This window comes from Massilia pseudoviolaceinigra (assembly GCF_030846505.1).
Taxonomy (GTDB): domain Bacteria; phylum Pseudomonadota; class Gammaproteobacteria; order Burkholderiales; family Burkholderiaceae_D; genus Telluria_A; species Telluria_A violaceinigra.
Window position 1 is genome coordinate 183603 of the sequence record NZ_JAVCWL010000006.1, and the last position, 12919, is coordinate 196521.

The following is a 12919-nucleotide window of genomic DNA, read 5'->3' on the forward strand; positions in this document are numbered from 1 at the left end:
CCATGCAACGCCGCACCTTCCTCGCCTCCGCCGCCAGCCTGGCCGCCCTCGGCCTCGTTCCCGGCAGCGCCATGGCCGATGCCGCCACTTTCCAGCGCTTCCAGGCGGCGCTCAAGCGCGACCCCACGCTGGCGGTGTACGCCAACACGGTCGGCCAGCAGTCCGGCACCGCGCGCATCGTCGGGCGCATCCCGTCGGACCTGAACGGCGTGTTCTTCCGCAATGGCCCCGGGCGCTTTGAACTGGGCGGCGAACGCCACCACCACTGGTTCGACGGCGACGGCTTCGCGCAGCGCTGGCAGATCGCCGGCGGAAAAGTGAGCCACATCGGCAAATTTATCGACACCGAGCGCTTCACCGAAGAAAGCGCCGCCGGCAAGTTCCTCTATCCGTCCTTCGGCACGCATGTCGACCGGCGCGGCGTCAAGACCAACGACACCATGAATGCGGCCAATACCAACCTGCTGCCCTTCAACGGGCGTGTGTACGCCCTGTGGGAAGGCGGCTCGGCCACGGAGGTCGATGCGCAGACCCTGGCCACGGTCGGCATCAAGACCTGGAACGAGGACATGAAGTCGATGCCGTTTTCGGCCCACCCCAAGATCGATCCGGATGGCGGCATGTGGAATTTCGGCGCCCTCCCCGGCGGCAACCGCCTGGCCCTGTACCGCATCGGCGCCGATGGCCAGGTGCTCAAGACCGCCATGGTGACCGTGCCGCAACTGGCCATGGTGCACGACTTCGTGGTCAGCGCGAACCACCTGATTTTCCTGATTCCGCCGTACGACGTGGTCAGGGCCGACGACCAGAGCTTCGCCGAGCAGCACCACTGGGCCGGCGGTGGCGCCAATGCGCGTCCACTGCGGGTGGTGGTCGTCTCCAAGGCCACCATGGAGATCCGCCAGATCTTCGAACTGCCGCCGCATATGGTTTTCCATTTCGGGAATGCCTTCGACGACGGCGCCACCACCCGCTTCGACGTGGTGCTGCACGAGGGCGATGCGCTGGCCGACGTCGGTCGCGTCATGCGCGGCGAGCGCCAGAAAAATTCGTCCGACCGCGGCTTCGCGGCCCAGGTCACGCTCGATTACGCGAGCGGCAAGGCCACCACGGCGCGCCTGTTCGGCGCCAGCGAATTCCCGCGCGTGATGCCGCAGGTGGTATCAAGCCGCCACCGCCGGCTTGCTCTATTGAGTAGTTCGGCCCACAATACGGAGATCGTCCTCGACACCGTCAATCTGGTCGACACCGACACGGGCAAGGCCGACAGCTACCGCTTCGACGCCGGCTGGCAGGTGGAAGAACACGTGCTGGTCCCGCGCGCCGGTGCCCGTTCGGAAACCGACGGTTACCTGGTCGGCGTGGCGCAGGACACCAAGCGCGGGCACACCGTATTGAGCGTGTTCGACGCCGCCCGCGTCAAGGCCGGTCCGGTGGCGCTGGCACGCCTTCCCTACCGCGCACCGCACTGCTTCCACGGTAATTTTCTGACTGCCTGATGACGATGATTCAACGTCCTCCGCACACCTCGTCGCACCCGCTCGATGTGATTCCCCTGTTCCGGCGCTGGCCATGCTCACCGTGGCGCGACGTGCTCTATACCGGTATCTGGAACAGTTTGATCGCCATCTTCCTGACGGCGGCGAACATGCTGTTCAGCGGTGAAGGCCGCGGCTTTCTCGATTTTTTCGGGCCGACGCTGGTGATTTCGAACGTGGTGGGCTACCTTATCCATGCGGTGCTCAGCGGCGCCGACTGGCTGCTGCGCGGCTGGCCGTCGCGCCTCGTCGGGCTGCCACGCGTCCTGTACTTCCTCAGCACGGTGGGGCTGTGCGTGGTCGCGGGCATCGTCATCGGCACCGGCCTGCTCAAAGGCGTCAATCCGGTGCACTACCTGACCGGCGGCGCGGACCTGGCGCCGCTGCTGCCGTTTGCCCTGTTCACGGCCCTGATCATGGTCATTGTGCTGGTCAGCGGCGAGCGCCGCGTCGCCACCGAAACGCTGGCCGCGCGCCAGGGCGAGCAGATCGCCAGCGCCGCCCAGTTGCTGGCCGAAGCGCGCCTGCGCGCACTGCAAGCCCAGATCGAGCCGCATTTTTTGTACAACACGCTGGCCAACGTGGTCGGCCTGATCGACACCAGTCCCGCCCAGGCGCGCCACATGCTCGAACGCTTCATCGACTACCTGCGCGCCAGCCTTGCCGCCAGCCGCGCCGAGGAGGCTACCCTGGGAGCGGAACTTGACCTGGTGGCCGCCTACCTCGACGTGCTGGCGGTACGCATGGGCACGCGCCTGTCGTACCGCATCGAGGCCGATGGCTGCCGCGAGATCGGCATGGCGCCCATGCTGCTGCAGCCGATCGTCGAAAACGCGGTCGCGCACGGACTCGAACCGAAGGTCGAGGGCGGCGACATCGTGATCCGCGCGAGCTGCCGCGACGGGCAGCTTTGCATCGAAGTGAGCGACACCGGCGCGGGGCTGGGCAATGCCCCGCCCAAGCCGGGCGGCGGGGTCGGCCTGTCCAATCTGCGTGCGCGCCTGCGCAGTATCTACGGCCCGGGGGCTCAGGTACAATTGCTCGAAAATGAACCGTGCGGGATCACCGTGCGCCTTTTACTGCCATTGAAAGACACGCCGTCATCGACCATCCACGCGCCCTGCTAGCGGACGACGAACCGCACCTGCTCGACTACCTGCAAACGCAGCTGGCCACGGCGTGGCCGCAGCTGCGCATCGTCGGCAAGGCCGGCAACGGCATCGAAGCGCTGCGCCTGATCGACGAGCTGGCGCCGGACGTGGTCTTCCTCGACATCCAGATGCCGGGCTTGAACGGCCTCACGCTGGCCGGACGGCTGACGGCGGACGGCAAGGCGCCGCGCATCGTGTTCGTCACGGCCCATCACGAGTACGCGGTCGACGCTTTTGAACATGCGGCGCTCGACTATCTGCTCAAGCCAACCACGCCGGAGCGGCTGGCCAAGACCGTCGCCAAGCTCAAACTGGCGCTGTGCGCGCCTGCGCCGGCAGTGGCGCCTGATGCCCTGCGCGCGCTGCTGCAGCAGCTTGCCGCGCCGGTTCCTGCCGTGCCGGTGGCCGCGCCACTGCAATGGATACGCGCCGCCCATGGTGACGAAACACGCCTGATCGCGATCGACGAAGTGATTTACTTCCAGAGCAACGACAAATACACCAGCGTGTTTTTGCAGGAAGGCGAATGCCTGATTCGCACGCCGCTGAGCAAGCTGCGCGAGCAGCTCGACGAGTCACGCTTCTGGCAGATTCACCGCAGCGTGATCGTCGCCGCCAAGTCGGTGGCCGGCACCCATACCGATTTCCGTGGCCGCCTCGTGGTAAAGCTCAAGGAACGGCGCGAGCAGCTCACCGTCAGCCGCAATTACGCCGAGCAGTTCAAGCAGATGTAGTGGTGCGATGGCCGTCAGGCTGCGCGTTCGGCGAAGACGTCCTTTGCCGCGAACAGGCCATTGAGCGCGGCGGGAAAGCCGGCATACAAGGCCATCTGCATCATCACTTCCACGATTTCCTCGCGCGTGCAGCCGACATTGAGCGCGCCGTGAATATGGACCCGCAGCTGCGGCGCCGCCGTGCCGAGCGCGCACAGGGCCGCGACGGTGGCAATCTCGCGCGAGCGCAAATCCAGGCCCGGGCGCGAATAGATATCGCCAAAGCCGAATTCAATCAGCAGCCGGCCGAAATCGGGCGCGATGCCGGCCAGGCTGGCAATCACTCGTTCGCCCTGCTCGCCATCGATTTCCTTCAGCTTGGCCCAGCCGCGTGCGTAGCGGTCCTTGTCCATCGTGTTCTCCTTGTGGTGGTTGATGGAGCGACTGTGAGGCCGCGGGCCACGCTGGTCCAATACCGTTTGTGTGATACCTTTTCGGTATTGAATCCTCAAGGAAGATCTCATGGACGCCGCCACCCTGACGCTGTTTGTTCCCGCCTGCTTTGCGCTCAATATGGCGCCCGGCCCCAACAACCTGCTCTCGCTGAGCAATGCGACGCGCTACGGCTTTCGCCAGTCGTGCGCCGCGGGACTGGGCAGGCTGGTGGCATTCGCAGGGATGCTGCTGCTCGCATCGGCCGGCCTGGCGGTGATCCTGCACACGTCCGAACTGCTGTTCTACGCGATCAAAATCGTGGGCGCGGCCTATCTGTTTTACCTGGCCGTCCAACTGTGGCGCGCGCCAGCGACAGCGCAGGAAGCCACGCAGTCGCCCGCAGCCGGATTATTCGGCCTCGCGCGCCAGGAATTCCTGGTCGCCGCCGGCAATCCCAAGGCGATCCTGATCTTCACGGCCTTCCTGCCGCAGTTCGTCAACCCCACCGAAGCCTCCGCGCCGCAGTTCGCCGTGCTGGGCACGTTGTTCCTGCTGCTCGAACTGCTCGCGATCGCCGCCTATGCTTACATGGGCGTGCATCTGCGCCGCTGGTTTGCCCAGCCGCGCGGGCAGCGCATCTTCAACCGCAGCTGCGCGGTGCTGCTGGCCGGCGCTGGTGCCGGTTTGCTGGCGGCACGCCGCGCTTGAGAAATGGAGGGTGTCGCGCCGCCGGAGTGGGCCGCTCAGTCGGTGCCGACGACCGGGATGCCCAGGAACTTCTGCAAATCGACCACGCGCGGGCCGACCTGTTCGATCGCTTCGGCCAGGCGCGCACGGGTGATGCCGAACTGGTCGGTCCAGTAGGCCAGCTCCGCCTCCACGTTGACGTTGATGCGGTCGTAGTCCTGCGGATTCGGTTCGAGCGGATTGTCTGACATGGTTTTCTCCAGTGTGGCGCGGTGGTGCGCACGAATCCCGCAGCTTGACACCTGGCACCGGCGCGCTCCGTTCGATGACGCACGCATGGCACCGCCGGGCAGTTTTAGCAGGGCAAGGCAACTCGAAGTAACGCAGAGTAAAATACCGCCCACATCATGCTGCCACCATCGACCATGCGACGCCCACTAGCGCTTCTGTTGAGTTTTCTCGCGCTGCTCACGCTCAGGATGGACAGCAGCGCCAGCAGCCGGCCGCCCGTCCATCCGGCACTGGCCGCCCTGCCCGCCGCCATGATCTGGGCGTGGGAGCGGCCGGAAGACCTGCGCTGGCTGCCTGCCGGCATCGGCGTGGCCTACGTCGCTTCGTCCGTGCTGCTGCAGGGCGACGAAGCGCTGGTGTACCGGCGCGCCACGCCGCTGCTGCTGGCCGCCGGCGTGCCGCGGGTGCCGGTGCTGCACGTGGATATGTCGTGGCGCCAGCCGCCGGTGCTCAGTGAGGCCCAGAGCCGGCGCGTCGCCGACGAACTGCTGCGCCTGGCCGGACGCGCCAACCGCAACGTGGTGCAGCTCGACTTCGAGGTGCGCCGCTCGCAGCGGCCCTTCCTGGCACGCACCATCGGCGCCATCCGCGCCCGCCTCGACCCCGCCATCGCGCTGTCGGTCACGGCGCTGGCCTCGTGGTGCCTGGACGATTACTGGCTGCACGAGATTGCCGCCGACGAAGTGGTGCCGATGGCCTTTCGCATGGGCGGCGACCAGCACGCCCTGCGCGCCCGCCTGCTGCAGCAGCGCGGCTTTACCCGCGCGCGTTGCGGCGCGGCCATCGGCTTTTCCACCGACGAACCGATGATGGCGGTGCGTGAGGGCCGCCACTACTATTTTTCACCGCAAGCCTGGAGCGCCGCCCGCTGGCAGGCGGTGCGCAGCGCTCCCCGTTCATCCATTCCATCGAGACCATAAGCCATGCGCCTATCCCGCACCTGTTCCCTCCTCGCTTGCGCCCTGCTGTGGACGGCGGCCCTGCCCGCCTCGGCCAGCGGCGGCGACAGCTACCAGACCAACCGCTTCGCCTCCGAGTTCCAGCCCGCTAACGCCGAGCTGTTCGCCTCCGGCAATCTGGGCGTGGTGCCGGGCAGTTACTGGCGCGTGTATCACTACCTGGCGTACCAGGCCGCGCGCGGGCGAGCGCTGACCAGCCAGCAGGTGGCGGCGCTGGACCTGAAAACCTGGCACGTGAGCAATTCCAGCGAGTGGGCCGGCGTGGACCCGGAGAAAAACAATTCGGAGACTTGGGTAGCCGCGCGCGCGCCGTACGCTGCGCAGGCGGGGCTGCCGGCCGTCCTGCCGATGGACCCGCACGCCGAGACCGAGGACAACGAAACCTACCTGAATTGCCATTCCGACGCATTCCGCCAGGCTGGCGTCACCATGGCCGCACGCGCGCGCCTGGGTGCGGGCGGCAAGCCCGATGCATGGTTCAAGCTGTGGCTGCAGGGCCAGGACGCGGTGTTCTCCAATTGCGAGGAGCGGCACCACGGGCCCGCCGCCAACTCGCCGAAACGCGTGGTCAAGCTGCCGCGGGCGCTGCCGGCCAACGCCCCCGACTGGCTCAAGGACGACCACGCCTACCAGAGCGCCGCAGCCAACTTCTATGCGCGCAACTTCGACCTGGCACGCACCCAGTTCCAGGAAATTGCGCGCCAGCCCAAGTCGCCATGGCAGGCACTGGCGCCCTACCTGGCCGCGCGCACGCTGATCCGCAAGGCCGTGCTGGAGTTTCCCCTGCGCGAACAGGAGCCGGCGGCGCCCGCCCGCATCGCGGCGCTGGCGCAGGCCCGGCAGGAACTCGATGCGCTGGCCCCGGCGTCGGTCCCGGCCAGGCAGATGGGGTCCCTGGTCGCGGCGCGCCTGAACCCGGCCGAGCGTTTGGCGGCCCTAGCGCGTGCGCTCGACAAGGAACCCTTCGGACCGGATACCCCGCACATGGTGAGCGACTATCTGTTATTGATGGATAAATTGTTAGATACGGCGCCGAACAGCATCGTGACCGCCAGGGAACCGATGACGCTGTGGATTGCCAGCATGCAGTCCGGTCCCGTGGTGCGCGACTTGTCGCAGAACCAAGTCAAGCAGTTGCTGGAGCAGCGCGCCGGCGCCCTTGATGCCGTACGCAAGAGCTGGATCAAGCAGCCCGATCCGCTCTGGATGGCGCCCCTGCTGACCATGGCCGGCGCCAACGAGCTGAGCGCGGCCGAGCGCAAGGCGGCCGCCGCCGTACCGCCCACGCATCCCTTGTACCAGACCGTGCAATACCACCTGGCGCGCCTTGCGCTGGCCGAACAGCACGGCGAACGCGCCGACCAGGACCTCGACCGCCTGCTGTCGGCCTATGGCAAGCAGATGTCGGTGGCCACCACCAACCGCTTTCTTGCGCTCAAGATGGCGTCAGCCGGCACGGTGGATGAATTCCTGAAGGCGGCGCCGCGCCGTCCGGACCCGGTCGAGCGGGGCGAGGCCATCGATGCGCCAGAGGACCACGCCAGTGGTACCGATGCCGACTTCGGCACTGCGGTATGGCGCCATCTGCCCATGTCCGAGCTGAAGGTGCTGCTCAAGCATCCGCTGCTGCCGCCGGGGTGGAAACCCATGCTGCAGGAAACCATCTTCACGCGCGCGATCATCTTCAACGACGAGGACACCGCGCTCGGCCTGCTCGACGCGGTGGCCAGCACGCGCAAGAGCACCGCGCATTTGTACCAGCGCTACCGCAAGGCGGCGAGCGGCGCCGGACGCAAACTCGCCGGCGCCCTGATTCTGGTGAATACGCCGGAGCTGCAGCCGTCGGTGGTCAACCAGGATGACAAGGCGCGCTTCTGGGGTTGCGGTACGCACGAGCAGCCGCCGCTGGCGGCGCACATGCCGGTGCCGGCGCCGCGCTTCCTCGGTGCGCAGCGCACGGCGCAAGCGGCCAGGGAGCAGGAAACACTGCTGCGCCTGCCCCTGCGCACCGAGTTCCTGGCGCCCGTCCTGCTCGAATGGGCCCGCATCAAGCCGGTGGACGAAGAGGCGCCGAAAGCGCTGCACTTCCTGGTCGCGTCGACGCGCATGGAATGCCCGGGCGGCACCGCCGTGCCCGAGGAAAAACAATTGCGGGCACGGTACTCGCGCGAGGCGTATGAGCTAACGCACAAGCTGTATCCGGCCAGTAAATGGACCAAGGCGACCAAATACTATTATTGAGGCGCCCCGCTACGTGCGACGCGTCAGATAGTGAAGTCGGCGCCGGCGGTGGTGAAGTGGATGTCGGCATCGTTGGTGAAGCGCACCTGAATCGAGATGCCAACGCCCCAGGCCACCTCGGCGCCTGCGGCAGCCCACACGTTCTGCGCATCGATGGCGCCACTGTGGTTGCCGGTGTAGGCCAGGCCGTTGTACTGCTTCACATTGGTCGGGCCGTCATAGAGATGAGCCGCTTCGACGCGCGCCGGCAGCGGCGTTGTAGAAAACGAAAACGCGGTCCAGTCGCGCCCGCTTGTCCGCGACGATGACCGGGGTGGGAATGGCGAAGTGAAACCAGTTATTTTGCCCGGCGACGCCGCGGAAAATGGTGCCGTTACCGCGGCGCAAACCGGTCACGTCGGTCCAGGCAACGCCATTGACCAGACGCAGCCGTGTGTTGCCGGGAAATTCAACTTGGGCGACGTAGCCAGGTACCCACATTGCGTGCTTTGCCATTTCGTTCTCCTCGTACTCATTAAAGATGGCAGGCAGGAACGCGCGGTGGCGTTGCCTGGACCTGGCCTGAGCGTACGGGACAAGATGCGCCGGTCGTTTGGCCAGCGTCAGCGCGCCGCCTGTGCCCGGACAGCGCCACCGTCGCGCGCGGGCGGGCACATTTCCGCCCGAGCCGGTCTGCCGCAGGCAAAGGGGCCTGGATCGATAGGACCGTGCAAGCCGCGCTCGACGAAGCGGCGGAATATATCTTTGGCATTATCGGGGGATCACATAAGATACCCCCTGTCTGAAAAATGAAAGAAGCGGAAAGTGAGCGAACTGAAGAAAGCCCTGGAGGGCTTGAATGGCTGGCTGCTGATTGTCGTAGTGAGCGTGCTGTTCACGCCGCTGCGCATGCTGTATGAACTCCCGGAACTGTATGTGAATTTGTTCGGCAGCGACCACTGGACCGCCATGACCACGCCCGGCGCGGGGGCCTACCATGCGGCATGGAAACCGCTTATTTTCACGGAAGTGGTGCTCAACTGCGGCATGCTCGTAGCATCCTTCCTGCTGGTTTACCTGTTCTTCTCCAAAAAACGCGGCTTCCCGATGCTATTCATCGTGCTGCATGTGGCCGGCATCCTGTTCCTGCTGTGCGAGGGTATGATCATTCACCTGTTCATGCCCGCTGAGCCCCTGTTCGACGCGAGCACCCGTACCGACCTGGTGCGTGCACTATTCATGGCAGTGATCTGGGTGCCCTACATGCTGATGTCGGAGCGGGTGGAACAGACGTTTGTGGAGTGAATTGAATGCAGTCCGGACATACCGCCATGCGACCTCGGCAATCTGTACCTCGCCGAAGGCGTCGCGCACACGGTGCTGGCGGGCAGCCAGAGCAGCCTGGTCAACACCGACGCTGCCCCAGTACCGCTCATCGCTTGCCTGTCCTGCTTCCCTGCCCGCCATGCAATCAGACCCTGACGTAGTCGATGAGCGCGCGCAAGGCCGGCGATAACCGGCGGCGGCTCGGGTAATACAGGAAGTATCCGGGAAACGGCTGGCACCAGTGGTCCAGCACGCGAACCCGCCGCCCTGCAGCCAGGTCGGCCGTCACTGCCGATTCGACTGCACACGCCAGCCCGGCCCCCGCGATGGCGGCCTTGGCTGGCCTTCGGCAACGGCGGCGCGATCGTCAATACCTCCTCGTGGCTGGCCAGGAACGTGGTGCCCGGTTCATCGGCGTACGGCGCGAGCAAAGGCGGGATCGACGCCATGATGTGGGCCCGGCGCGAAGGTGGCTGATGGCGGGCCCAGCTGGACTATTTCGGCACCAATGTTTCCGTCTCGCGCACCAGTTCCATCGCGCGCTGTGCATTCATGTCGGCCACACAGGCAAGCCGGCTGATCTCACGCGAATTGCCGGCACCGCCGCCGGCGAGCGAGGTGGCAAAGGCACACTGCGCCTGGCGGTAACCGGCAAAGGCGGCGCCGGCATCGCGCAGCCTTGCCTTGGCGGTCTTGATGTAGTTGGCGTCTTCGTCCCACCTGGAAATCGCGTCAGCCGCCCTGGCCTCGGCCTTCTTCAGCGATGCCGCGCTGTCGACGGCCTTTTTGGCCAGGCACTCGCGTATGCCGGCCTGGGAAAACTCGCTGCATTCCTCGGCCGCATTGAATGGGCGCACCGGTTCGGCTGCCCGGGCCTGCACCGCGAGCAGTGCCGATGCGACCAGCGCCACCCGGGCAATGCTGAGCAAGGTGCGCACGTCGTAGCCGTCCAAGGCCGCGTCGCCAGCCGAGTTTGCAAGGCCTTGCGGCCATTTTCTGAAACAGCCCATCGGCATCCTTGTAAAATGTCGTTGCAACGTCAACGCATATGAAGCGATATCGCTGCACATGATATCGTTGCCAACGTTTAGCCGAAATCAGTCCAGGCATCAATCAGCGGCCCGACGACAACGTCTTCGAGTAAGGCTTGATTCTTCAACCAGGCACCGACCGACGCGCGATGGTGCTCGCCTATCGGTGCGTACCGCGCGCCGGAAGACACAATACCGTGAAAGACGTCGGTGCCGCCACCGCCGAACACCAGGCCCTGCCTCTCAATCGCAACGTCGATGAACGCGTCCAGCATTGCGTACAGCGCGGGCCAGTCCGGCGCGCTGGGAAAGCGGGCCTCGACGACGAAGCAGAATGCCTGAAACTCACCGACACGCTTTTTCTTTCTTTGCCGCCGGTTCAAGCGGTGTATTGCACGACTCATGCGCTTTTCATCCATTCGGCACCATTTGGGCATGATAGCAACGTTAACATAAAGAAACACGCGACCGATATTGTAAATACCTTATGGCAATGTTGTATTATTGCCGAATAAAAGCTGGAAAATGATATTGCATTGTAACATCTATAATTGCTCATTGAGTAATACGTAAAGACAGGTCATACTCGTGCTCCGCCCGAACCGGACGCGGACTAATTCAGGAGAGAGCATGTTGATCATATGGGGTAAGCGCACGTATGGCGCAGTACACAAGGTGGGTGACACGTCGGTAAAAACCGTCTTTGGACACCTGTGGTATCTGCCCCTGTTTCCGATTAGCAGCCATTATGTCGACGGCAAAACCGGCGCTTCGTTCGAGCTCAACAGCATGAATGTCCGTTCGGTTCTGTGCGGATACCTGCGCGTGTGGCTGCCGGTGGTGTTTCTGTTCTTTTTAATGGCCTTTCAGACCCGCCACACCGGAGTCAAGGCGCTCTCCGGGCTGTTGATGTTTCTTATGGTCGCGCTGGTGATCGGTTCCTATATTTTCGACAAAAAAGTCGACAGCCCGTCGACCGTACAGGTGCGCAATATGATGAAGCGCCATTTTGGCGTGGCGGTCGATCCGTATCAATGCCTGACCAGCCTGCAGATGGAAATCGACGACCGCATGTGCGCGCACAGCAGCGATTCTCTCGACGCATTCTGGTACAAGAACTTGCTCAACGCCCCTGCCATCCGGCCGGAACTTGTTGAATTGGCTGTCCTGCGCGCGCGCTGCGACCAGCACGACAAGCCGCTGCAACAGCTCGCCCTGGAAAAACTGCCGGGCGTGCGTCTGGTAGCCTGAGCGCGTCGTTCGCTGACGGCGCGCGGCCTCGCGCCCGTGCCGCCGGCCCCCTTCCCTTCCCTTCCCCGCCTGCGCTGTTGACGCCGTATTTAACCCCGTTTTCCTCGTCGCATCGTTTAAAGAACGAGGGTGGTGCAACTGCCCGTTTAAATGCAGCCGCCAATGCACCGGATGGCTGCTTTCTTCGATCGACAACGCAAGGATTGCCATGATGTACCTGAAACCCGTGAAACGCGCCGCCGGCTGCCTCACCCTGCTCGCCTTGCTGGCGGCATGCTCGAAAAAAGAAGAGATGGGATCGCTGGAAAGCCCTGCCGTCGCCCCGGTGGCCGACAGCGTCGCAGTGCCGGCTGCCGCGCCCCCACCGCCAGCGCCAAGCGCCCGCGCGCGGGCGGCGAATGAGGCTGCGCCAAGCGTAAGCGCGCAGGCGGCGTATGAGGTTGCGCCAGCTTCCCCTGCCAAGGCCCTCGCCACGGCGAGCGCCGGCCAGCAAATGGCCGGGGGAGCGTCCACCTACACCGACAACGAGCGCAAGTTCATCCGCACCGCGAGCGCGCACTTTCGCGTCAAGGATGTGTATGTGGCCGCGCTGGGGATCGAAGACACCGTGGCCGGTCATGGCGGTTTCGTCGTCAAGAATGATATCAGTACCGAAAGCACCAATACGCAGCGCCATCCTGGCGGCGACGGCAAGTTGATCGAACTGAGCGAATACACCGTACAAGCGCATTTGATCGTGCGCGTGCCCAGCGCCAAGACGCAGGAATTTCTGCGCGCGATCGCCGGCCATGTGGTGTTTCTGGATGAGCGCAAGTACGCCGCCCACGACGCGCAATTCGACGTGCTGCGCCAGCAACTGCAGGCCATGCGCGACCAGGAAACGCAGAACGAACTGGGCGACGCCGTGCGCGATGGGGGCAAGCTCGTGCAAAAAACGGATGCGATTGCCATGCGCAGCGACGTCAAGGCCACGCGCGATGCCGCCCTGCTCGCGAAAAAGGAATTCGAGGACCGGGTCGCTTTCAGCACCATCGACCTGACGCTGCTCCAGCCATCGCGCGTGCTCCAGAGCGAGCGCGTGGATGTGGACAGCGTGTACCGCCAGTACCGTCCCGGCTTTGCCACCCAGCTGCGCGACCAATTGCGCGGCGGCTGGGAAGGCATGTTGACATTTTTCCTGGCGCTGGCCGGACTGTGGCCGTTACTGCTGATCGCCGCCGCAAGCGGCATGGTGCTGCGGCGTTTCCTGCGGCGTCAGAAAAAAGCCGTCGCGCCAGAGTAAGCGTTGGCGCGGCGGCGGCGATGCGGGTGCGTCGG

General features: G+C 64.8%; 17 protein-coding genes. 10 read left to right on the forward strand and 7 right to left on the reverse strand.

Annotated features, from left to right (window positions below):
• Window positions 1–2 precede the first annotated feature (2 nt).
• The 3 genes from RBA40_RS08095 to RBA40_RS08105 are packed head-to-tail and all read left to right on the forward strand — an operon-like array spanning window position 3 to window position 3423.
• Entirely contained in the window at window positions 3–1499 is a 1497-nt protein-coding gene (locus RBA40_RS08095; protein ID WP_306647393.1) for a carotenoid oxygenase family protein, read from the forward strand.
• Window positions 1499–2665 (forward strand): sensor histidine kinase, encoded by a 1167-nt coding sequence (locus RBA40_RS08100; RefSeq protein ID WP_306647395.1) that lies wholly within the window; start codon window positions 1499–1501, stop codon window positions 2663–2665. Before RBA40_RS08095 ends, RBA40_RS08100 begins: the two co-directional genes overlap by 1 nt.
• Window positions 2593–3423 (forward strand): LytR/AlgR family response regulator transcription factor, encoded by an 831-nt coding sequence (locus RBA40_RS08105; protein WP_374710470.1) that lies wholly within the window; start codon window positions 2593–2595, stop codon window positions 3421–3423. Before RBA40_RS08100 ends, RBA40_RS08105 begins: the two co-directional genes overlap by 73 nt.
• A 14-nt stretch (window positions 3424–3437) precedes the next feature.
• Here the strand turns inward: RBA40_RS08105 and RBA40_RS08110 are convergent, their stop codons facing one another.
• Complete coding sequence (locus tag RBA40_RS08110; protein ID WP_306647397.1) at window positions 3438–3815, reverse strand: carboxymuconolactone decarboxylase family protein; 378 nt, start codon at window positions 3813–3815, stop codon at window positions 3438–3440.
• A gap of 109 nt (window positions 3816–3924) precedes the next feature.
• Between RBA40_RS08110 and RBA40_RS08115 the strand changes: the two genes are divergently transcribed.
• Window positions 3925–4545, forward strand: a complete 621-nt coding sequence (locus tag RBA40_RS08115) for a LysE family translocator (protein WP_306647398.1) — start codon at window positions 3925–3927, stop codon at window positions 4543–4545.
• A 35-nt stretch (window positions 4546–4580) separates the two neighbouring features.
• Here the strand turns inward: RBA40_RS08115 and RBA40_RS08120 are convergent, their stop codons facing one another.
• Window positions 4581–4775, reverse strand: a complete 195-nt coding sequence (locus RBA40_RS08120) for a DUF3606 domain-containing protein (RefSeq protein ID WP_306647399.1) — start codon at window positions 4773–4775, stop codon at window positions 4581–4583.
• A gap of 174 nt (window positions 4776–4949) precedes the next feature.
• On the opposite strand from RBA40_RS08120, the gene RBA40_RS08125 reads away from it, so the two are divergent.
• Both RBA40_RS08125 and RBA40_RS08130 read left to right on the forward strand, forming a co-directional pair.
• Window positions 4950–5735, forward strand: a complete 786-nt coding sequence (locus tag RBA40_RS08125; protein WP_306647401.1) for a hypothetical protein — start codon at window positions 4950–4952, stop codon at window positions 5733–5735.
• A 3-nt stretch (window positions 5736–5738) separates the two neighbouring features.
• On the forward strand, window positions 5739–8015 hold the full coding sequence (locus tag RBA40_RS08130) for a hypothetical protein (RefSeq protein ID WP_306647403.1): 2277 nt from the start codon (window positions 5739–5741) through the stop codon (window positions 8013–8015).
• Window positions 8016–8038: 23 nt separating this feature from the next.
• On the opposite strand, the gene RBA40_RS08135 is transcribed toward RBA40_RS08130, so the two are convergent.
• Together RBA40_RS08135 and RBA40_RS08140 are read right to left on the reverse strand one after the other, a co-directional pair.
• A complete protein-coding gene (locus tag RBA40_RS08135) occupies window positions 8039–8218 on the reverse strand; it encodes a hypothetical protein (protein WP_306647404.1) in 180 nt (59 codons plus the stop codon).
• A gap of 13 nt (window positions 8219–8231) precedes the next feature.
• Window positions 8232–8510, reverse strand: a complete 279-nt coding sequence (locus RBA40_RS08140) for a hypothetical protein (RefSeq protein ID WP_306647406.1) — start codon at window positions 8508–8510, stop codon at window positions 8232–8234.
• 309 nt (window positions 8511–8819) lie between these two features.
• Between RBA40_RS08140 and RBA40_RS08145 the strand changes: the two genes are divergently transcribed.
• Window positions 8820–9299: a DUF2569 domain-containing protein gene (locus tag RBA40_RS08145; protein WP_306647408.1), complete on the forward strand. Its 480-nt coding sequence runs from the start codon at window positions 8820–8822 to the stop codon at window positions 9297–9299.
• A gap of 166 nt (window positions 9300–9465) precedes the next feature.
• Here RBA40_RS08145 and RBA40_RS08150 read toward each other — a convergent pair whose 3' ends face one another.
• Window positions 9466–9648: a LysR substrate-binding domain-containing protein gene (locus tag RBA40_RS08150; RefSeq protein ID WP_306647474.1), complete on the reverse strand. Its 183-nt coding sequence runs from the start codon at window positions 9646–9648 to the stop codon at window positions 9466–9468.
• Window positions 9649–9659: 11 nt separating this feature from the next.
• Between RBA40_RS08150 and RBA40_RS08155 the strand changes: the two genes are divergently transcribed.
• Window positions 9660–9797, forward strand: a complete 138-nt coding sequence (locus tag RBA40_RS08155) for an SDR family NAD(P)-dependent oxidoreductase (protein WP_306647476.1) — start codon at window positions 9660–9662, stop codon at window positions 9795–9797.
• A 17-nt stretch (window positions 9798–9814) separates the two neighbouring features.
• Here the strand turns inward: RBA40_RS08155 and RBA40_RS08160 are convergent, their stop codons facing one another.
• On the reverse strand, window positions 9815–10273 hold the full coding sequence (locus RBA40_RS08160) for a lysozyme inhibitor LprI family protein (protein ID WP_306647409.1): 459 nt from the start codon (window positions 10271–10273) through the stop codon (window positions 9815–9817).
• A 134-nt stretch (window positions 10274–10407) separates the two neighbouring features.
• Window positions 10408–10770 carry a YggL 50S ribosome-binding family protein gene (locus RBA40_RS08165; RefSeq protein WP_306647410.1) on the reverse strand — a complete coding sequence of 121 codons (363 nt, stop codon included), beginning with the start codon at window positions 10768–10770 and terminating at the stop codon, window positions 10408–10410.
• 211 nt (window positions 10771–10981) lie between these two features.
• On the opposite strand from RBA40_RS08165, the gene RBA40_RS08170 reads away from it, so the two are divergent.
• Both RBA40_RS08170 and RBA40_RS08175 read left to right on the forward strand, forming a co-directional pair.
• Complete coding sequence (locus tag RBA40_RS08170; protein WP_306647412.1) at window positions 10982–11602, forward strand: hypothetical protein; 621 nt, start codon at window positions 10982–10984, stop codon at window positions 11600–11602.
• Window positions 11603–11810: 208 nt separating this feature from the next.
• On the forward strand, window positions 11811–12884 hold the full coding sequence (locus RBA40_RS08175; protein ID WP_306647413.1) for a DUF4349 domain-containing protein: 1074 nt from the start codon (window positions 11811–11813) through the stop codon (window positions 12882–12884).
• Window positions 12885–12919 lie beyond the last annotated feature (35 nt).